The 18,206-nt window shown below is 59.8% G+C and carries 13 protein-coding genes and 2 pseudogenes; 10 read left to right on the forward strand and 5 right to left on the reverse strand.

Annotated features, from left to right (window positions below):
* The first annotated feature begins 30 nt into the window (after positions 1-30).
* The 4 genes and pseudogenes from AC1DVM_RS03565 to AC1DVM_RS03580 all read left to right on the forward strand — a co-directional run bounded on the left by AC1DVM_RS03565 (position 31) and on the right by AC1DVM_RS03580 (position 4,575).
* Positions 31-981 (forward strand): ABC transporter permease, encoded by a 951-nt coding sequence (locus tag AC1DVM_RS03565; RefSeq protein ID WP_477252097.1) that lies wholly within the window; start codon positions 31-33, stop codon positions 979-981.
* Entirely contained in the window at positions 978-1,874 is an 897-nt protein-coding gene (locus AC1DVM_RS03570; RefSeq protein ID WP_477252098.1) for an ABC transporter permease, read from the forward strand. The genes AC1DVM_RS03565 and AC1DVM_RS03570 overlap by 4 nt, the downstream gene beginning before the upstream one ends.
* Positions 1,871-3,535: pseudogene (locus tag AC1DVM_RS03575) on the forward strand (dipeptide ABC transporter ATP-binding protein). Before AC1DVM_RS03570 ends, AC1DVM_RS03575 begins: the two are co-directional and overlap by 4 nt.
* The gene (locus AC1DVM_RS03580) at positions 3,532-4,575 is read left to right on the forward strand and encodes a putative FMN-dependent luciferase-like monooxygenase (protein WP_477252100.1); all 1,044 of its coding nucleotides are present in this window, start codon (positions 3,532-3,534) and stop codon (positions 4,573-4,575) included. Before AC1DVM_RS03575 ends, AC1DVM_RS03580 begins: the two are co-directional and overlap by 4 nt.
* Positions 4,576-5,618: 1,043 nt before the next feature.
* Here the strand turns inward: AC1DVM_RS03580 and AC1DVM_RS03585 are convergent.
* The 4 genes from AC1DVM_RS03585 to AC1DVM_RS03600 are packed head-to-tail and all read right to left on the reverse strand — an operon-like array spanning position 5,619 to position 10,383.
* Positions 5,619-6,620 carry a Bug family tripartite tricarboxylate transporter substrate binding protein gene (locus AC1DVM_RS03585; RefSeq protein ID WP_477252102.1) on the reverse strand — a complete coding sequence of 334 codons (1,002 nt, stop codon included), beginning with the start codon at positions 6,618-6,620 and terminating at the stop codon, positions 5,619-5,621.
* Positions 6,621-6,665: 45 nt separating this feature from the next.
* Entirely contained in the window at positions 6,666-8,186 is a 1,521-nt protein-coding gene (locus AC1DVM_RS03590) for a tripartite tricarboxylate transporter permease (RefSeq protein ID WP_477252104.1), read from the reverse strand.
* Positions 8,183-8,644, reverse strand: a complete 462-nt coding sequence (locus tag AC1DVM_RS03595; protein ID WP_477252105.1) for a tripartite tricarboxylate transporter TctB family protein — start codon at positions 8,642-8,644, stop codon at positions 8,183-8,185. The genes AC1DVM_RS03590 and AC1DVM_RS03595 overlap by 4 nt, the downstream gene beginning before the upstream one ends.
* Positions 8,645-8,649: 5 nt before the next feature.
* The gene (locus AC1DVM_RS03600) at positions 8,650-10,383 is read right to left on the reverse strand and encodes a hypothetical protein (RefSeq protein ID WP_477252106.1); all 1,734 of its coding nucleotides are present in this window, start codon (positions 10,381-10,383) and stop codon (positions 8,650-8,652) included.
* Between the two features lie 193 nt (positions 10,384-10,576).
* Here AC1DVM_RS03600 and AC1DVM_RS03605 point away from each other — a divergent pair, with 193 nt between their 5' ends.
* Complete coding sequence (locus AC1DVM_RS03605; RefSeq protein ID WP_477252108.1) at positions 10,577-11,521, forward strand: LysR family transcriptional regulator; 945 nt, start codon at positions 10,577-10,579, stop codon at positions 11,519-11,521.
* Positions 11,522-11,729: 208 nt separating this feature from the next.
* Here the strand turns inward: AC1DVM_RS03605 and AC1DVM_RS03610 are convergent, their stop codons facing one another.
* The gene (locus tag AC1DVM_RS03610) at positions 11,730-12,485 is read right to left on the reverse strand and encodes an IclR family transcriptional regulator (RefSeq protein WP_477252109.1); all 756 of its coding nucleotides are present in this window, start codon (positions 12,483-12,485) and stop codon (positions 11,730-11,732) included.
* Between the two features lie 101 nt (positions 12,486-12,586).
* Between AC1DVM_RS03610 and AC1DVM_RS03615 the strand changes: the two genes are divergently transcribed.
* The 5 genes and pseudogenes from AC1DVM_RS03615 to AC1DVM_RS03635 all read left to right on the forward strand — a co-directional run bounded on the left by AC1DVM_RS03615 (position 12,587) and on the right by AC1DVM_RS03635 (position 18,196).
* Positions 12,587-14,287: a thiamine pyrophosphate-binding protein gene (locus AC1DVM_RS03615; protein WP_477252110.1), complete on the forward strand. Its 1,701-nt coding sequence runs from the start codon at positions 12,587-12,589 to the stop codon at positions 14,285-14,287.
* Positions 14,288-15,151 carry a transporter substrate-binding domain-containing protein gene (locus tag AC1DVM_RS03620; RefSeq protein ID WP_477252111.1) on the forward strand — a complete coding sequence of 288 codons (864 nt, stop codon included), beginning with the start codon at positions 14,288-14,290 and terminating at the stop codon, positions 15,149-15,151. It abuts the gene before it with no gap.
* An 84-nt stretch (positions 15,152-15,235) separates the two neighbouring features.
* Positions 15,236-15,904 carry an amino acid ABC transporter permease gene (locus AC1DVM_RS03625; RefSeq protein ID WP_477252112.1) on the forward strand — a complete coding sequence of 223 codons (669 nt, stop codon included), beginning with the start codon at positions 15,236-15,238 and terminating at the stop codon, positions 15,902-15,904.
* The gene (locus tag AC1DVM_RS03630) at positions 15,904-16,689 is read left to right on the forward strand and encodes an amino acid ABC transporter ATP-binding protein (protein ID WP_477252176.1); all 786 of its coding nucleotides are present in this window, start codon (positions 15,904-15,906) and stop codon (positions 16,687-16,689) included. The genes AC1DVM_RS03625 and AC1DVM_RS03630 overlap by 1 nt, the downstream gene beginning before the upstream one ends.
* Positions 16,690-16,750: 61 nt before the next feature.
* A pseudogene (locus AC1DVM_RS03635) lies at positions 16,751-18,196 on the forward strand (aldehyde dehydrogenase family protein).
* The last annotated feature ends 10 nt before the right edge of the window (positions 18,197-18,206 follow it).

Here is an 18,206-nt window from a genome sequence, read left to right on the forward strand (position 1 = left end):
CGGAGCGCCACACCAGGGAAAGCAATGGAAATGGCCACGTGGCGATATCTCCTTAGCCGGATCAACCAGGCGGCGGTCGTTCTCTGGGCTGCTTTCACCGTCTCGTTCATCCTGCTTCAGGCGCTGCCCGGCGATGCCATCCTCATCAAGTTCCTGAGTCCCGAGCTCGGTCTCAGCCCCGCGCAGCTCGCGGAAATTCAAGCGGCCTATGCATCGGATACGCCTATCCTGACGCAATACGCGGGCACCATCGTCAACTTCCTGACCGGGAATCTCGGCTATTCCGTCCAGGCCGGCGTGCCGGTCAGCCATCTCCTTTCGGCCAATCTACCCTCGACCCTTCGCCTTGCTACGCTCGGCTTCCTCGTGGCGGCCATCCTGGCCGTTTCGATCTCGTTCCTCGCAGCCATGTCTCGCTTCTCATGGCTTCGCTCTCTCCTGCAGTCGCTGCCGTCCCTGTTCGTCTCCATCCCGGTCTTCTGGCTCGGCATCATGCTGATCCAGATCTTCTCCTTCCAGCTGCGGCTGATCCCGGTCATCAATCCCGGGGAATGGCAGGCCCTCGTGCTGCCGGTCCTGACCCTGGCGATTCCGATCTCCGCTCCCCTGGCGCAGATAGTGATGCGGAACATCGATGCGGTTCTCACCCAGCCCTTCGTGGCGGTGGCGCGAGCGAAGGGGGCGACCCGGAGCTGGGTGTTGTGGAAGCACGTGGGACGCAACGCCCTCCTGCCGACGCTGACCATCGCCGGCATCCTTTTCGGCGAACTTCTCGCAGGTGCGGTGGTGACGGAGGCGGTCTTCGGGCTGAACGGAATCGGAAGCCTCACCCAGCAGGCCGTCGGCAACCAGGACGCTGCCGTGCTTCAGGCACTGGTCGTCATTTCGGCGACAGCCTTCGTGGTCATCAACCTCGTGGTCGATCTTCTCTACCCGGTCTTCGATCCCCGCTTGAGGATTGGAAAGGAAGCGACCGCATGACAACATCCGACATCATCCTGCAAGATTCCATTGGAACGTCCGACGCTGGCCTTCGCGACGGATTGCGCGGCAGGTTGGTCGGCTGGCGAACCGCCATCAGAAAAGCGCGCCCCTTGCTGGTCCTGTCCTGGCTCATGGTCGGGACGGTGGTGCTCTGGGCTGTCTTCCCGCACCTTTTCACCAGCTTTAACCCGATCGAAGGCATTGCGGGCATGCAGTTGCGTCCACCGGGCCCGCAGCATTGGCTTGGAACGGACGCCCTGGGCCGCGACGTCCTCTCCCGGATCATTCACGGAGCCGTGCATTCGCTGTCGGGCGCCTTCATGGCTGTGAGCGTCGGTCTCTTCGTGGGAACGAGCCTGGGTCTCGTGGCCGGATCGGCCGGCGGCCGTCTGGATGCGGTCATCATGCGTGTTGTCGATGTGCTGCTGTCGATTCCAAGCCTGCTGCTGTCGCTGAGCATCATCATTCTTTTGGGCTTCGGCACCATAAACGCCGCCATCGCGGTCGGTGTCGCGTCCATTGCGAGCTTTGCCCGCGTATCCCGATCCGAGGTCGTCCGGGTGCGCCGAAGCGACTATGTCGAGGCCGCGTTTGGGAGCGGCGGAACCTTTATCCGCGTCTTGTGGCGGCATATTCTGCCGAACTCCCTGACATCGGTCATGGCACTGGCCGCGCTGCAGTTCGGCTCAGCCATTCTGGCGATCTCGACCCTGGGGTTCCTTGGCTACGGTGCTCCGCCACCGACTCCCGAATGGGGCCTTCTGATTGCCGAAGGGCGCAACTACATGGCCCGCGCCTGGTGGCTCACGACGGCCCCTGGTGTGGTGGTGATCCTGGTCGTGCTGGCGACGAACTGCATCAGCCACTCGCTCGGGAGGACGAGGCTATGACGCTGCCAGAACCACGCATCGACGGCCGTCATCCGGTCCTTGAAATTGAAAATCTCGCCGTCTCATACAGGGACAATGACGGCTATCGGCCTGTCGTGCATAACATCTCGCTCAAGGTCGAGCCCGGCCAGGTGGTCGCGCTGGTGGGTGAATCCGGCTCGGGCAAGACCACCACAGCGTTGAGCGTCATCGGCCTCCTGGCCGAGAACGGGCGAGTAGATTCTGGCGCCCTTAGACTGAACGGCATCGATATCGCCGGCTGGTCGCAGAAGCGGCTTGAGAGCATTCGGGGCAGTCATGTGAGCCTCATCCCGCAGGATCCTGCGAGCTCTCTCAATCCGGTCAAGACTATCGGCGCGCAGGTCGGTGAGATCATGCAGATCCACAAACGCGGGAACCCAGACCTCATCCGGACCCGGGTGATCGAGCTACTCGACCGGGTCGGTCTGTCGCAACCCCGGCTCCGTGCCAGGCAATATCCCCACGAACTCTCCGGTGGAATGCGCCAACGGGTTCTAATCGCCATAGCCATTGCGCTGCGGCCCTCCTTGATTATCGCCGATGAGCCAACCAGCGCGCTCGATGTGACCGTGCAGCGCCGGATTCTCGATCTCATCGACGACTTGAGGCGCGAGTCCGGCACTGCGGTTCTCCTGGTCACGCATGACCTGGGAATTGCCGTTGATCGGGCCAACCGGCTGGTGGTGATGAAGAACGGACGGATCGAGGAGCAGGGAACGACAGCCGGTGTTCTGGTTTCGCCGAAGAGCTCGTATACGCGAAAACTCCTCTCTGACGCTCCCTCGCTGTCGAACCCATCTCTCCGTCCCAAGAGACCCGCGTCGGGCGCCGAAGTCCACGTCATCGTGGTGGAGAATTTGGTGCAGGAATTCTCAGTTGGGTCTGCGGACCCATTCCGCGCCGTCGACAACATCTCGTTTCACGTCTCCAAGGGCACGACGCACGCCATTGTCGGTGAATCGGGCTCCGGCAAGACGACGACAATCCGGGCAGTTGTCGGATTTCAGAAGCCGAGCTCGGGGCGCGTGATCATCGACGGCGTGGATCTCTCGAGCCTCAAGGGCGAGAAACTGCGTCAGTTCCGTCGCAAGATCCAGCTCGTCTACCAAAACCCATTTGGATCCCTCGACCCTCTGCAGACGAACTACGCGATCATCGAGGAGCCGCTTCTCAATTTCAGCGTCCCGACCAAGGACGAGCGCCGCCGCAGGGTGGAAGCGATGATCGACCGCGTGGGTCTTCCTCAGTCCGTCCTTGCGCGCAAGCCCACTTCGCTTTCCGGTGGTTAGCGGCAGCGCATCGCCATTGCCCGCGCTCTTGTAATCGATCCCCCGGTTCTCGTTCTCGATGAGGCCGTGTCGGCGCTCGACGTGACGGTGCAAGCCCAGATCCTCGATCTTCTCAACGAACTGCAAAAAGATCTCGGACTCACCTACCTCTTTGTGTCCCACGATCTGGCCGTGGTCCGGCAGATATCCGACACCGTTTCGGTGCTGCATAACGGGCGCATCGTCGACGAGGGGCCGGTTGATCGGGTCTTCCTGGAGCCATCCACTGCCTACACCCGAGAATTGATCGCAGCCATTCCGGGCATGAGAAGCTTGGCGAGCGATAGGTCTCTCATCGGAGCGGAGCTATGAACATTCTCACCAATACGCGCCTCGGCTTCTTTACCCGGCTGCTCGACAAGGGCAGCGCCGCAGAGCGCTATCGACTCGCGATCGAGCAGATCCGCCAGGCCGAGGCGTTCGGATTTGAATCGGCCTGGGTCGCGCAGCATCATTTTCACGAGGCTGAGGGCGGCTTGCCGTCGCCTTTCGTCTTTCTGGCGCATGCGGCAGCCCAAACCTCGCGCATCCGTCTGGGGACCGGGATCGTGACATTGCCGCTTGAAAATCCCGTCCGGGTCGCCGAGGACGCGGCGGTGCTCGACCTCCTGTCCGGCGGCCGTCTTGAGATCGGTGTGGGAACGGGCGGGACCCCGTCATCTTTTACGGCGTTTCGGCAGGACAGCGCGCGGCGATCGGAGATTTTCGACCAGCATCTCAGAGTCGTTCGCGGCGCCTGGAAGGGTGAGGGCCTCGAAGGAGGCGACACGCTCTATCCGGCGGCGCCTAAACTCGAAGATCGCGTCTGGCAGGCGACCTTCTCAGTTGGGGGTGGAATTCGTGCGGGCAAGGCCGGCGACGGGCTCATGCTGTCGCGCACCCAGCCGCGCCCGGCTGACAATCCGACCGCGTCGCTCGCGGAGATCCAGCACCCGATCGTCGATGCGTATCTCGCTGCTCTCCCTTCCGGACGCGAGCCCCGAATTCTCGGATCGCGCAGCCTCTTTGTGGCCGACAATCGCGAGGAAGCTCTGGAGATCGCCCGCGTGGGACTCGGGGCGGTCATCGACCGCTACATCGTCGGGGGTCATACGGTGACAGGCAACAGCCTTCCTGACATTCTCGCCGCCCTCGATACTCATGTGGGAACGCCCGAGGACGTGATCCTGTCTCTCAGCCAGGACACCACCTTGCGGCGGGTGACGGATCTGGCCTTTCAGGTTCACTCTGTCGATCCCCCACATCCGCTGATCATGCGCTCGATCGAATTGATCGCCAGGGAGGTTGCGCCGGCTCTCGGCTGGCGGGGCGGCACGAAGCAGCCGGATCGCCGAATCGCGCTCGTTGGCTAACCTCTCGCAGGAGAGCTACCACGCCTTGTTCGAGTCCCCTAACAGCGAGGCGATCACCGCGACAGAACGGTTTGCCTTGGCAACCTTCGTCATCGGTCTACATCGGCAGACGGAGATTTTCCGACTTCTACGCGACGTCGCCGAAACGCCTGGGCGGGCACGATATCGCCCAGGGGCATCATCACCCACCAGCCCTCGAGAGACCTGCCCGCTGTGGAAGCAGATCGCAGATCCCGACACGCCCGGAGGATCGAAGCTGCGTTTCGAGTTCCACCGGTCGATCCGGCGCAGCAGTTTGCGGGCACACAGGAGGGCTGGAGCGGCATTGCCCGGGCGGGGCTCAGGACGCCGAAGATGATGAGCGCGCCGTCCCCGATGAACTTGTCGACGACCCCGCCTATTTCCCCCCTGGAGCACCCGCCGGCGGAAAGAGGCCATGAAGACCGACAACCTCATGGGATCCATATACTAGGGGGTCCCCAACCAGGATTCGGACTGGGGCCTAAATTGGGTTTCGAAAAGCTATGGTTTAAAAATATCCGCTGATGTCGAGCACTGAACCGGCGGTTATGGCGGACGGGGAGCAATTCGAACTCTCGAGACGGTCGATCGTGTCCCGCATTTCGAGCGCGGCGTATTCGCCGACGAGCTAGCACGCCCTTGCAAGTCTCGGTGGTTTCAGGTCCCCGCAATCGGCTTTAAGTGTCGACCCATAAAAGCCGAATCCGAAAGGGTCCGGCGTTTGGAGCGCACAGCGCAAGTATCCCCGTAAGCTCGCCGCGCAACTAGACCTTCAACTCGCCACGCGAAGGCACCAACGGATCACCTCGATCAGACTCAGATCGGATCCAAGGCGGCCATGTTTGGGCACCGGCTGAGACTGCCAACCAAGGCCGCGCCTGTCGTAAAAGGAAAGCCCCAACCAGAGTGACGTTTGGTTGGGGCCGCTTGGGGGGATAAGACCTCCGGTTAGTTACCTGAACTAGGGTAAGTGTCTGTGCCTTCGGACAACGGCGGCCACCCGTTTCTAAAGTTACACCCGCTCATTGGCGTTGACTCTTCACCAGTTCGAGGATGCCAGTTTCGGTAACGACTTGCCGTAGCTTAGCTGTCTCCGACGCCCAGCGATCGCCGAAGCCGGCAGCATCGAGATAAACAGGCTCTGACCCTAACTTCGCGATTGCATCGGCGACTTCGCGGTCGGCCATAGCGGCCTTGAAAGCGTCGTTGAGCTTGGCTGTGACGTCGGCAGGCAGTCCCTTAGGGGCGGCCACCCCGGTCCAGGAGACAATCTCTGCGTCATAGCCGAGCTCCTTTGCGGTCGGCACGTCCTTGTAGAGGGGATCTTCACTCCGAGTAGGCCCGAAGTTAAGTAGCGGACGCAGCTTACCGGCCTGGATATGAGGCTTGTAGTCCACGGTGCTGCCCGCAGACACCGCGATGTGGCCGCCAAGCAACGCTGTTAGCAGAACGCCACCGCCGTCGAAAGTCACCGCCTCGATCTCGATGCCAGCTGCACGGGCGAGCTGTGTCGGTCCGATATGAGAGGAATTGCCGAACCCCGTGATGCCATATTTGATACTCTTCGGATTAGCCTTTGCGAAGTCGACGAGGTCTTTCGCTGTCTTCCACTTTGTATCGGCGCCGGTGACGAGAACGGGCGGCGTGACAGTAACCTGCGCGATCGGCTGCAAAGCGGTCGGGTAGTCGTGCCTTGATCCGCCATAGAGCGGCTGCAGCACCATCGTGCTCGTCACCATGCCGATCGTATACCCATCCGGACGGGCGCCAACGAGCTCGTTCAGGCCGGTCATGGTGCCTGCGCCAGGCTTGTTCTCGATGATCAGAGGCTTTCCAAGACGCGCCTCGACGGCCTTCGTCAAAATGCGCCCCATGATGTCGGTTGCGCCGCCTGCCGGGAATGGAACGATGACCCGGATCGGGCGCTGCGGATAGTCCTGAGCGCTAGCTTGCAGCGCCGCGAAAAGCGGGGCGACACAGACAACGGCAAGAACGGCGCGACGGGTCGAAGTTAGGTACGTCATGTTTCTCTCCCTGATGCTCGATTTGTTGTTGTAGGTGATAGGCTATCATGAGGTCGGGAAGCCGACTTCAAGCTGTTTGCCTCGAAAGCGGCGGCGGACACCGACGCTGACGCGGGCAACAATGAACAGAGCCGCTGCCCCCAGCATGATGCCGCTGAAAGGTCGGGCCATCAGCGTCATCAAGCTGCCGTCGGCAAGGACCATCGACTGAATGAAGCCCCTCTCAATTAGTGGACCGAGGAACAATCCGATGATCAACGGCGCTACGCTGTAGCCCGTGCCCTTCAGAAGCCAGCCGAAGAGGCCGAATGCGATCGCGAGCCACAGGTCCGAAATGTTGTTGTTGATGAAATAAGTGCCGCTCAACACGATGACAGCGACCAGTGGCATCAAGATGCCAAGGGGGATGCGCAGAACGGAAGCAAAGAAGCCGACGAAGGGAAGGTTGATAATCAGCAGCATAACGTTGCCGATGAACAGACTCGCTACAAGACCCCAGAATAGATCAGGGCGCATATTGACGAGGTCGGGGCCGGGCGTGATGCCATGGATGAGAAAGCCACTGAGCAGCAACGCGGCGCCGGCGTTGAAGGGGAGGCCAAGGGACAATAGTGGAATCAGGGTCGAGGTATCGGCCCCGTTATTGGCGGATTCCGGGCCGGCGACCCCTTCTATGGCGCCGGACCCGAACTGCTCGCGCCCCCGGCTGAAGCGTTTCTCGACCGCGTAGGACAGAAAGGTTGAGATTGTGCCGGATGGTCCAGGCACCAGCCCGATCAACAGGCCGATGATGCTGCCCCGGCCGATGGCTGGTATTGAACGGCCGAGTTCCTCGCGTGTCGGATAGAGGTCTCGGAACGCGACCCGTGGCGGCGTGACTGCGAAATCACCGTCCGCGGCGGTCTGCAGCACTTCCGCCATCCCGTAGACGCCCATCACCACAATGATAAACGAGATGCCATCGGCCAGAATGTCACTCGACATGGTGAACCGCTCGACGCCGGTCATCGGGTCGACGCCGATCGAGGCCAGCATGATGCCGATCACCACCATCAAACCCGACTGAATCATCGATTGTCCGCTAATTCCCGAGAGCACCACCAGCGCCAGAACCGCGACGCAGAAATACTCCTGCGGACCGAAGGCGAGGGCCCAACCCGCGATGGTCGGCGCGAATAGGACCAGCCCGACAAGGCCCAAAATGCCGGCGAAGAATGAGCCGATGGCAGCAACCGACAGCGCAGCGCCCGCGCGCCCGCGTCGGGCCATTGCATGACCCTCGACGCACGTGACAACCGATGCTCCTTCGCCCGGCACGTTGAGAAGAATTGCGGTAGTCGAGCCGCCAAAGGCTGCGCCGTAATAGATTCCTCCAAAAATCACGAGCGCCGTAAGGGGTTCGAGCCCGAAGCTGATCGGGATCAGTAATGCGATCGTGCCAGAGATGCCCAGACCAGGCAGCATGCCGGCGAATGTGCCAAGAAACACGCCGATGCCTGCCGCAACAAGGTTGGCAGGTGTGGCCGCCAGATGGAAACCTTGCAAAAGTGCGTCGAGCGAGGTCATGGCAGAGGCAGGTTCAAAACGCTGCCGAAGAGCAGCCAGATGCCAACCGAAAACGCGCCGGCAATCGCCAGTGTCAGCGCGAGACCCCTTACGCCTCGGCTGACGAGCATCAGCGCCAGTGTGGCGGCGAAGGTGACGGGGAGAAAGCCGAGCTTGCCCAACAGCGCTACATAAGCAACGAGAACGCCAAGGAAAGCGAGAGCGCGCTGCGGCGAGAGGCCGAGATCGACCGGCCCCGGATTTGCGGTCCACAAGACGCGGGCGACATTGCAGGCGGCCAGCGTCACTCCAAGGCAGCCGGCGATCCTGGGTATGAAACCGGCCTTTGGACTGCTCCATACACCAAAGGAGAAACCCATCGCGGCGTAGAGATAAAACGAGCAGCCGGCGAACAAAGCGAGCGCTACGGCCAGTTGCACAGTTGGGGTGGATGGCTTCGAGCGATCATTCTCGTTCAACCGCCTCACTCCACCGCCGCCGGCTGTTTAGTTGCCTGCGGCATCTCCAGGATACGCCCAGCAAGATCGTCGTGCAGGGTCATCAGACGCTCCCAGCCAAGCATGTTATAGGCAGCAAAATGCTGATCGGTTGCGGCAGAATAAGCCTTCATTTCATCTGCCAGGGTGCGCAGCAGATCAAAAGCGCCGCCGATCCGTGACCGCACCTCCTGAGCGTATGCGTCAACGTCGTCCGGACGATCCAGCAGGAACTTTGTCAAGATGCAGGCCTGAACAACTGCCCGCCATCCTGCCACATACAGCCTGAAAGTTTCCATGCGGCCGACGAGATCCGTGTGGGCCGCCTCGGTGAGGCCAGCGGGTTTTTCGCGAGCCAGCATTGGCTGCAGCTCCACGAGCCTCAGCGCCTCGTCCTTGTCGGCCAGGATTGCACGGACATTGTTCTCCGATATTTCAAGCGCGTTCTCCTTTGACGGATCCCAATCCTTGAGACTGTTTTTCTTCTCGGCCAACCACCAGGCGTGATCGAGGCTGACTGGGTAGTTGCTCGAGTCGGAAAAGACGCAGTCATTTACGAAAAGGCTCTTCGCCACGATGTCCCAGGAGCGAGCGAAAAGGCGGGCGCTCCAGTCAGCCGCAGCGTCAAGGTCGACGTCGCTTGTGTCTTGCCTAACCATCCCCGTCTCGGTCAGCCATCCTCGGTGGATCGTCCGATCGGTGACGGTTCCATCCACGGCCAACGCCGCAGCGGCGTGGAGATTCAGCCGGTTAGGCGTGTGGAAGCAGGAGTGTCCGTCCAAGCTTTCCCAATCGGTGCGCAGAATGACGCCTTGGACGCCATGGCGCAAAGCCGTCTCCATGCGCTTGCGATAGTCGTCGATGATAATGGCAGGCCCAATGCCCCAACCGAAATACTGGCCCATCGTGTCGAACTCGACCCATTGCCGGTGATCACCCACGTCACCGAGGCGCGGGTTGTCGGGGAAGGTCGGATAGTAGTCGTGCGGCGTGTTCTTGAGGCTGACGATGACGTCGTCGGGTAGATCGGCGATAGTCTCAGCTAACTCAGTCTGCGTTTTCTTCTCGAAGACAAAGTCGCGGACCACCAACTCACGGCCGGCGGCGCGGATCGGTGCGTGCATAGCCATGATGAGATTGCGGTACCAGGATTGCGGGGTACTATTCTTGCAGGCCTCACATGTGCAGCGGTTGGAGGAGATCGCAAGCCGACTCTCACCTGTTCCCGGCGCTGTGATAATGCCGGCTATCTCAGGAAAATCCTGAAACAACTCGGTGTACTTGGTATCGACGAAATTCCACCAGAATGGATCATTCGGGCAGAGTGTTCCATCCTTCACAAGCTGCGGATTGAGCTCGAGAAGGATGTCCGGAAAGGACAGCTCCTTGTTCTGGAACCAGACATCAATGCCATGTCGTCCAGCGAGTTCGATGACGCGGCGAAGATAGTCGCGACGCTGATAGGGGCCGCTGCGGCGCGTAGGAGTATATTTGTAGAGCTTAGGATAAATATCCCGGTAGCGTTCAAATATGTTTTGCGCCCCTTCGGAAGCTCCGAAAAGCTTGCCTGGATACACCACCATATCAACGATGTCGTTGCGGTGAAGGATGAGCGAAGTCATCTCGTGACGGCGCGCAAACTCCAGACCTTGGCGTACCCAGTCGAAATTCCATACGTAACCGCTGTGAAACTCGATTGCCCGCGTCGAGAATCTGGCCATCCATCACTCCCTTGGCAGCGAGCCAACCGGCCCGAATGGCCGCGACCCGAGCGCGAGCCCTCGCAATGTTGCTGGCCCACGTTGCGCTGTACCGCGCTACTTTGCTGCTCTGTTACCCAGATGCTGCGCGAGGGTTACCGGTACGTCGAGTACTAATTGATGCGCTTGTCATAACCTTAGGCTATGGTGATGCATGTTTACTCTCCGCCAGCTCGAAGTGTTTCGCTCTGTCATGCTGACAGGCAGTCTCACCGCAGCCGGTCAGCAACTGCAAATGTCGCAGCCCGCCGTGTCCAAAGCGGTCCAACGGATGGAGGATCTCGTTGGGTTCGCACTTTTCCAGCGAGGTAAAGGACGGGTCCAGCCGACACCCGAGGCGCTTAATCTGTTTCGCGAGATCGAAAAAGTTTTCCATTCCGTTGGTGTCGTAGAGAAGTATGCCCGCGACTTGAAGGAGTCGAAGGCCGGCGTGCTGACTCTGGCGTGTACGCCGACGCTCGCCTGCAGTTTCGTCGCCGACGCGATCGCGCGATTCCGACTCGAGCGCCCAAGAGTGCGGATCTGGCTGCAAGTCACGAAAACTAAAGAAATACTCGAACTCGCAAGCAGCGGGCAGATCGATTTAGGCGTTATTTTCACGCCGGGGGACCATGCGGGGATCGTAACGATCCCGCTATTCGAGACCTCGCTCGTTTGCGTAATGGCGCCTGGACACCGCCTAGCTGGACAGACCGAAATTCAGCCTAGCGATCTGGCCCAGGAGGCAATCATCACCAACATCCAAAGCGAACCAATCCACGAATTGCTTGGAGAGGCCTTCCGAACTGTGGACCTGGATCGGAATGTGATGATCGGCAGCAACTTTACGGTCAGCGCCTGCGCTCTGGCCATGAAGGGCTGTGGCATTGCCGTTGTCGAGCCTATGGGTGTCGCTGAGTTATTTCCACAAGCAATACTCCGTCGTTTTACCCCTGAAATTACGGTCGTGCCGCGTGTCGTCTACGCACGCCACATTGAGCTTTCGCGCACCGGACGGGCGTTTCTCGACGTGATACAGCAGGAGGCAGACATGTCGCTGGGAGGGGCACAAAGGCCCGCGGCGGCAGTACTCCCCAACAGCGGCGCCGAAGCATCGTAATCGATGTCCGGGGCGACGAGGTGAGCGGGCGCGCCATCACTCTCACATCAGAAGGATAGATTGATCGAGAGCGTCACGTATCCTGAGGGGCATCATGGAGGCGTAGAGACCGGCACTCCGCTCTTTTGCCGCGGCCATCGTTTGTCCGATGACGGTCGCCGCTAGCGACCTTTTTCTGACGGAGATTCGTTGTTATCTCCTGCGAGGATTACCGCATCCAACGTCTGTCGCCGATCCGCGCACCGAAATGGTGGGCAAACGACATGACTTCGTCGACGATGGTTTGATCGCCCGCGCCCTCGAAGGAGAATAGCGGATACGATACGCTAATGGCGATGCTCATCGCCTTTTGTGGATCTTCGAATACGACCGCAATGGCTTTTACTCCGCTGAACAACTCCTGGTTGGAGATCGCGTAGCCTCGGAGGCGCGTGTCGGCGATTTCCCGCATCAGATCGTCGACCGATCGGACGGTCTGCTTTGTCTCGGGGATCGGCGTCGAATCGTACAATGCGCGGATCTCGTCGTCGGTTTTGATGCTGAGCAAAGCTTTACCCATTGCCGCGGCATGCGCAGGCAAGCGGTGGCCCGGCTCGACATTGAACTGGATTGGCTGAGAACCGCGCACGGTTTTGAGTACGATGACCTCGGCGCCTGAGAGCACGCCGAGCCAGACCGTGTGCTGGGTCTTGCGTGCCAGTTCCTCCATGTCCTTTTGAGCCTGTTCGACGATGTCGAAATTGCGGTGAAAGCTGGCCGCGAGCCGTACCGCGAGGATGCCAGCTCTGTAGCGCTGGGTTCCCAAGTCTTGTTCCAGCAGCCCTCCCTTTGCCAAGGAAGACAGAAGCCGGGACGCACTGCTGCGGGTGACCTTCAAGTGGCGGCTTGTATCGCCTACGCGGATCTCTCCCCCGGAGTCGACGAGCAGTTGGAGTGCGCCGATGGCCTTATCGATGGACTTCATTTGCGCGCACTTTCACGGCTTGACGAGATATGTAGCAGAAGCGTAGCTTATTATTCAACGTGTTGCGTAATAAGCAACACTTTTTAATCAGGGAGAAGACAATGCGGGGCACCGGTGGCGCGCTACTTTACGAAACGCTCAAAAGCTACGGTGTCACATGCCTGTTTGGCATGGAGGATCCAATCCATGTCTTTCACGCGGTTGATCGCGATTTCACGAAGATCGTTACGGTGCGAGACGAAAAGCACGCGGCCATCATGGCCCACGGTTACGCCCAGGTGACAGGCCGTCCCGGCGTATGCGCCGCCACTTTCGGACCCGGTGCTACCAATTTGATCACCGGCCTCTTAGAAGCTCAGCGGTCGTCCGTTCCTGTCATCGCGCTCGTCCAGGACCACCCTTTGCGGCTCAAGGACAAAAACGCGAGTTCCGCGTTGGATCACGCAACCGCGCTTTCGCCCTACGTTAAGAACGTCACCCGCATCGATGCTCCCGAGCAGGCCGCGGACGCGGTGCGAAAGGCTTATCGGATCGCGACTTCCGGGCGCCCGGGACCAGTGGTGCTGCTCTGCCCATCCGACGTCATGGCCGCCGAAGCCGATGCGGATACGTGGGCTGATAAAACTTATACTCACTTTCCTGCGAACCGGGTGCGGGCAAGCCGAGAGGCTACGGAGGCAGCGGCCGAACTTCTAGCGAAGGCAAAACGACCTCTCCTGATCGCGGGTGGGGGCTCGATCATCTCGGGAGCATATGAAGAGATCCGCATGTTGGCGGAGTTGTTCGATATCCCCGTCGCGACGACCATGACGGGACGTGGCGCCATCGAGGATTCGCACCCCCTCGCGGTAGGCCCCCTCGGTTCCACGACTGGCGGTCGATATGGCCGCGGTCAGATCTCGAATGCGCTGTTTGCCGAGGCCGATGTCGTGTTCGTTCTCGGATCGCGCACAGGGCAGCTCTGCTACAGTGACTGGTCGCTTCCGAAGCCTGAGACCAAGCTGATCCATCTCGACATCGATCCGGCTGAAGTCGGGCGCAACTTCGCGACCGAGATTGCCTTGGTGGGAGACGTGCGCGACACGTTGCGCGATGTCCTCGCCGTATGCGCCGATCGCGGGCTCGCAAGTACGCATTCCGCCACGAGGTCGCGGACGGATGACTTGAAGCGCGTTTGGGAAGCGGAATTCCGGCCGATGGCCGAATCGGAGCAGACGCCGATCCGGCCCGAGCGCCTTCTGGCGGAAATTTCCGCGCAGGTGGACGACTCGACCCTCATCGTTACCGATGCCAGTTACGTCACCGGCTGGGCAATGAGCCATATCGACGTACCGGTTTCCGGGCGTTTCATTCTGTCGCCGAGGGGAACGAGCGGCATCGGTTGGAGCCTTCCTGCTGCTATCGGGGCAAAAATGGCCGATCCATCCCGCCAGGTGATTTGCGTGACCGGGGACGGCGCCTTCGGCTACGTCCTCAACGAACTCGAGACGGCAGCTCGATACGGCGTAGAGGTCCTCGTCGTCGTTTTCAATAACGGTACCCTCGGTTTCCAGCGACATTGGGAACAGAAGGTGATGGGAAGCTATCTGGAATGCGACTTCCTTGACGTCGACTATTCGGAAGTTGCCCGAGCTCTCAAATGCGGCGGACAACGCGTCACGGATCCGGAGGCGATCGCGGCCGCCTTGTCCACAGGTCTGGCCGCAGGGGGTCCGTATGTGCTCGACGTCGTCATCGATCCCGATGCCACGGCGCCTATCGTCGGAATGGAGAAGGTTCTCGCTGCCGACGCCGTCCACTAGGTGGAACTAGCCGACAACAAATCGCCGACGAAAATCAACAAGGGGAAGATCATGCTGAAAACTGTTACGAAGACACTTGCTTCGGTTGCCGTTGCCGCGGTCGCCGCGTTTTCGGCAACGAGTGCGTCGGCCGGACCAACACTCGATCGGATCATGTCCGAGAAGAAACTCGTGGTCGGCGTGGCGCCGTGGAACAAGTTCGTCTTGCTCAATCCCAAGACGGGCCAGTACGAAGGCCTGATTGTCGATGATATCCGCAATCTCGAGACGATGACCGGCCTCAAGGTGGAATTGGTTAACACCACCTGGAGCGGCCTCGTTGCCGGTCTTCAGGCGGGCAAGTGGGACGTCGTCATGAGCGGTCTCGGCGCAACTCCGGAACGGGCAACCGCAGTCGCATTTGGAGAGGCATTCGGCTATCTCTCGTCTACGGCGATGGTGAAGGCGGGTAGCCCGGTCCAGTCGCTCGCCGACCTGGACAAGGAGGGGAACACTATTTCGGTGGTATCCGGTACCTCAGCCCAGCAGTTCAGCCAGCGCACCTTCAAGAAGGCAAAGGTTACCCCATTAGCGGACACCGGGGCGGCGGTGCTCGAAGTCATGCAGGGAAGGTCAACGGCCTATATCGGCGATTCCGTTTCGAACGAATTGCGGGCTCAAGAGCGGCCAGACGAACTTCGCAACGTCAAGTTCAAGGCCGACGAAACCGAATGGACCAGCATGAACCACGCCGTTCGGTACGCCGATCTTGACCTGCTGGTATTCCTCGATACCTACACCCGCGCCATGAAGCTCAAAGGCTGGTATCGCGAACTCGCTGCCAAGTGGAAGCTGCCGCCCGAGCTGGCAACCGGCCCGCGCTAACTCCGAATCCTCACGGGTGCATCAACAAATATGTACCCGTGAGGACAATGCCACTGCGTCGGATAGGTCAGGTCGAGATATCTCATGGACTACAAATTCCAGTTCGGGGTTTTAGCGGATTACGGACCTTATCTCGCAGGCGGGCTTTGGCACGCTTGGTGGACAAGTTTCCCGAGCATCATCTTCACGACCATACTTGGCGTGTTGCTCGCGGCGCTGAGCATCTCGCAGCGACGCCTTTTGCGTGGCGTGTCCATTGTCTTCGTAGACTTGTTCCGTACCCTTCCCGTGGTGGTTTTGCTGATTTGGATCCATTACGTGATGCCGATCCTCACGGGTTTTTCGTTTTCCCCGACGGTCAGTTCCATCATCGCCTTGTCGTTGAACGGTGCGGCACTCGCCTGCGAGGCATTTCGCGGCGGCCTTGAGGCCATTCCAACGACTCAAGCCCAGGCGGCGCAGTCCCTCGGATTTTCGAGGTGGCAGGTGATGCGATACGTGACGTTGCCGCAGGCCTTTTTTGCCACCCTCCCATCGCTGACAAACGTTCATATCACGGTCATCAAGAACGTCACCGTCACGGTATTGATCGCCGTGCCCGAGGTGATGTTCCGTGCCCAGGAGCTGACCGTTCAATTCTTCCGGCCACTTGAATTCTATACCGGTGCCGCGGTCCTCTATGTGGCTCTGATTTGGGGTTACGCCCTGGTCATGCGGATGCTTGAAAGGCTGCAAAAATGGCAACCGATCTGATGACAGCCCCGACAATCCCGACGGACGCAAAAGGCCAACTGGCTCCGGGATTCATTCGAATCAACGATGTTTACAAGTCATACGGCTCCGTCAGCGTGCTTAACGGTATTTCCATCGAAATCGCTCAGGGCGAAGTGCTTGTTTTGTGCGGTCCGAGTGGCTGCGGCAAGAGTACTCTCCTGCGATGCATCAATGGCCTCGAGACCATCAATAGCGGCACCATTGCCGTCGACGGTCGGAATGTCGAGAACGCCACGCCTGAGACATTGCAGAGAATTCGGCTTTCGACCGGATTCGTCTTTCAAAATTTCAATCTGTTCCCGCACATGACGGCGCTCGGTAACATCACGATCGCGCCGATGAAGATCCTCGGCCTCTCCAGGAAGGAGGCAACCGAACAGGGTAGAAAGCTTCTGGAGCAAGTCGGCATGGAGGAAAAGGCGGACGTGTACCCGTTCCAACTTTCCGGCGGGCAGCGCCAGCGAGTCGCGATCGCCCGGGCCCTGGCAATGAAGCCCTCCCTGATGTTGTTCGACGAACCGACGTCGGCCCTTGATCCGGAGATGCGTGAAGAGGTTCTCCACGTCATCCGCAAGGTGCATCAAGAACACGATATGACGATGATCGTGGTAACTCACGAAATCGGCTTTGCCAAAAGCGTAGCGAGTCGGGCGATGCTTCTGGACGCCGGGAGAATTGTCGAAGAGGCGCCGGCTCGCGCCTTCTTCGAGAACCCGGCCGAAGAACGCACGAGGCGCTTCCTGCGCGCGATCATTAACGATTGATCGAAGTCCAATTCCGAGGCCACAGCGACTGAGTTCTGTTATCCGAGGGCAACGTGTTTAAATGATCCAGCGCAACTACATCGGCGGTGAATGGCTCCTCGGAAGCGAAGCCGTGCCCAATATCAATCCGTCGGATACCAACGATACGATCGCCGAGTACGCGCACGGCGATGCACTAGATATGCAGAGGGCGGGCGCTGCCGCCGCAGCGGCTTTTCCGGTATGGTCTCGCTCATCCATCCAGCTCCGACACGATATCTTGGCGAAGGTTGGTAACGAGCTTCTTCTTCGCAAGGAGGAACTCGGAACTCTTCTGTCGCGCGAAGAGGGAAAGGTTCTTGCCGAGGGGATTGGCGAAGTTGTCCGAGCCGGTCAGATTTTTCTCTTCTTCGCAGGCGAGTGCCTGCGAATGGCTGGCGAAAAGCTTGCCTCGTTGCGCCCTGGCATCGAGGTTGACGTAACGCGTGAACCGGTAGGGGTCGTGGGTTTGATCACCCCGTGGAATTTTCCGCTCGCAATCCCCGCGTGGAAGGTTGCCCCCGCCCTTGCATTCGGGAATTGCGTGGTGCTCAAGCCCGCTGAATTAGTTCCCGGCTGTTCCCATGCCCTCGCGGAGATACTGTCGCGATCAGGTCTTCCGCCCGGAGCGTTCAATCTCGTCATGGGATCGGGCGGGGTGGTCGGCGGCGCGATGTCGAGCAGCAAGGCGGTGAACGCGATCTCATTTACCGGATCTGTCTTCACAGGTCGCAAGATTGCGCAAGCTTGCATCGGATCCGATCGAATGAAGAAAATTCAGCTTGAGATGGGGGGCAAGAACCCGCTTATCGTGCTGGACGACGCCGACTTGCATACGGCTGTGGAATGCGCGCTCAACGGCGCGTAGTTCTCGACTGGCCAGCGCTGCACAGCTTCGTCCAGGCTGATCGTTGTGGACGGAATCCATGACGAGTTCGTGAGGCTTCTTACAGAACGGATCAGGGGATTGGTGGTCGATCACGCCCTAAAAAGCGAGACAGATATTGGACCGGTGGTTGATCGTAGGCAGCTCGATCAGGATCTCTCCTATATCAAGACCGGCCTCGAAGAAGGCGCCACGTTGATCTGCGGCGGAGAACCGATCGCCCGCGAAACGCCGGGCTTTTATTTGTCTCCCACCCTGTTTACAGACGTCGATCCATCGATGYGCGTGGCCAAAGAGGAAATCTTCGGTCCCGTTGCGACGGTCATGCGCGTCAAGGATTACGAAGCCGCCCTCGACGTCGCGAACGATACGGAGTTCGGCCTCTCCGCGGGAATTTGTACGACGAGCCTGAAATATGCGAGCCATTTTAAGCGGAACGCGGAGGCCGGGACGGTCATGGTCAATCTCCCGACCGCTGGAGCGGACTACCATGTGCCATTCGGTGGGCGAAAAGGGTCGTCCTATGGCTCACGAGAACAGGGTCGTTACGCTCAAGAATTCTATACGACCGTGAAGACCGCCTACACTTTCCCGGGCACCTAGACGACCACAG

The organism is Microvirga sp. P4_A5 (assembly GCF_056402495.1).

What these genes read in the sequence shown, in the direction of transcription:
- AC1DVM_RS03610 (WP_477252109.1), bottom strand. Translation starts at nt 12,485, where the DNA reads ATGAAGTCCATCGATAAGGCCATCGGCGCACTCCAACTGCTCGTCGAC.
- AC1DVM_RS03600 (WP_477252106.1), bottom strand. Translation starts at nt 10,383, where the DNA reads ATGGCCAGATTCTCGACGCGGGCAATCGAGTTTCACAGCGGTTACGTA.
- AC1DVM_RS03630 (WP_477252176.1), top strand. Translation starts at nt 15,904, where the DNA reads ATGACAGCCCCGACAATCCCGACGGACGCAAAAGGCCAACTGGCTCCG.
- AC1DVM_RS03565 (WP_477252097.1), top strand. Translation starts at nt 31, where the DNA reads ATGGCCACGTGGCGATATCTCCTTAGCCGGATCAACCAGGCGGCGGTC.
- AC1DVM_RS03625 (WP_477252112.1), top strand. Translation starts at nt 15,236, where the DNA reads ATGGACTACAAATTCCAGTTCGGGGTTTTAGCGGATTACGGACCTTAT.
- AC1DVM_RS03615 (WP_477252110.1), top strand. Translation starts at nt 12,587, where the DNA reads ATGCGGGGCACCGGTGGCGCGCTACTTTACGAAACGCTCAAAAGCTAC.
- AC1DVM_RS03580 (WP_477252100.1), top strand. Translation starts at nt 3,532, where the DNA reads ATGAACATTCTCACCAATACGCGCCTCGGCTTCTTTACCCGGCTGCTC.
- AC1DVM_RS03590 (WP_477252104.1), bottom strand. Translation starts at nt 8,186, where the DNA reads ATGACCTCGCTCGACGCACTTTTGCAAGGTTTCCATCTGGCGGCCACA.
- AC1DVM_RS03605 (WP_477252108.1), top strand. Translation starts at nt 10,577, where the DNA reads ATGTTTACTCTCCGCCAGCTCGAAGTGTTTCGCTCTGTCATGCTGACA.
- AC1DVM_RS03585 (WP_477252102.1), bottom strand. Translation starts at nt 6,620, where the DNA reads ATGACGTACCTAACTTCGACCCGTCGCGCCGTTCTTGCCGTTGTCTGT.
- AC1DVM_RS03570 (WP_477252098.1), top strand. Translation starts at nt 978, where the DNA reads ATGACAACATCCGACATCATCCTGCAAGATTCCATTGGAACGTCCGAC.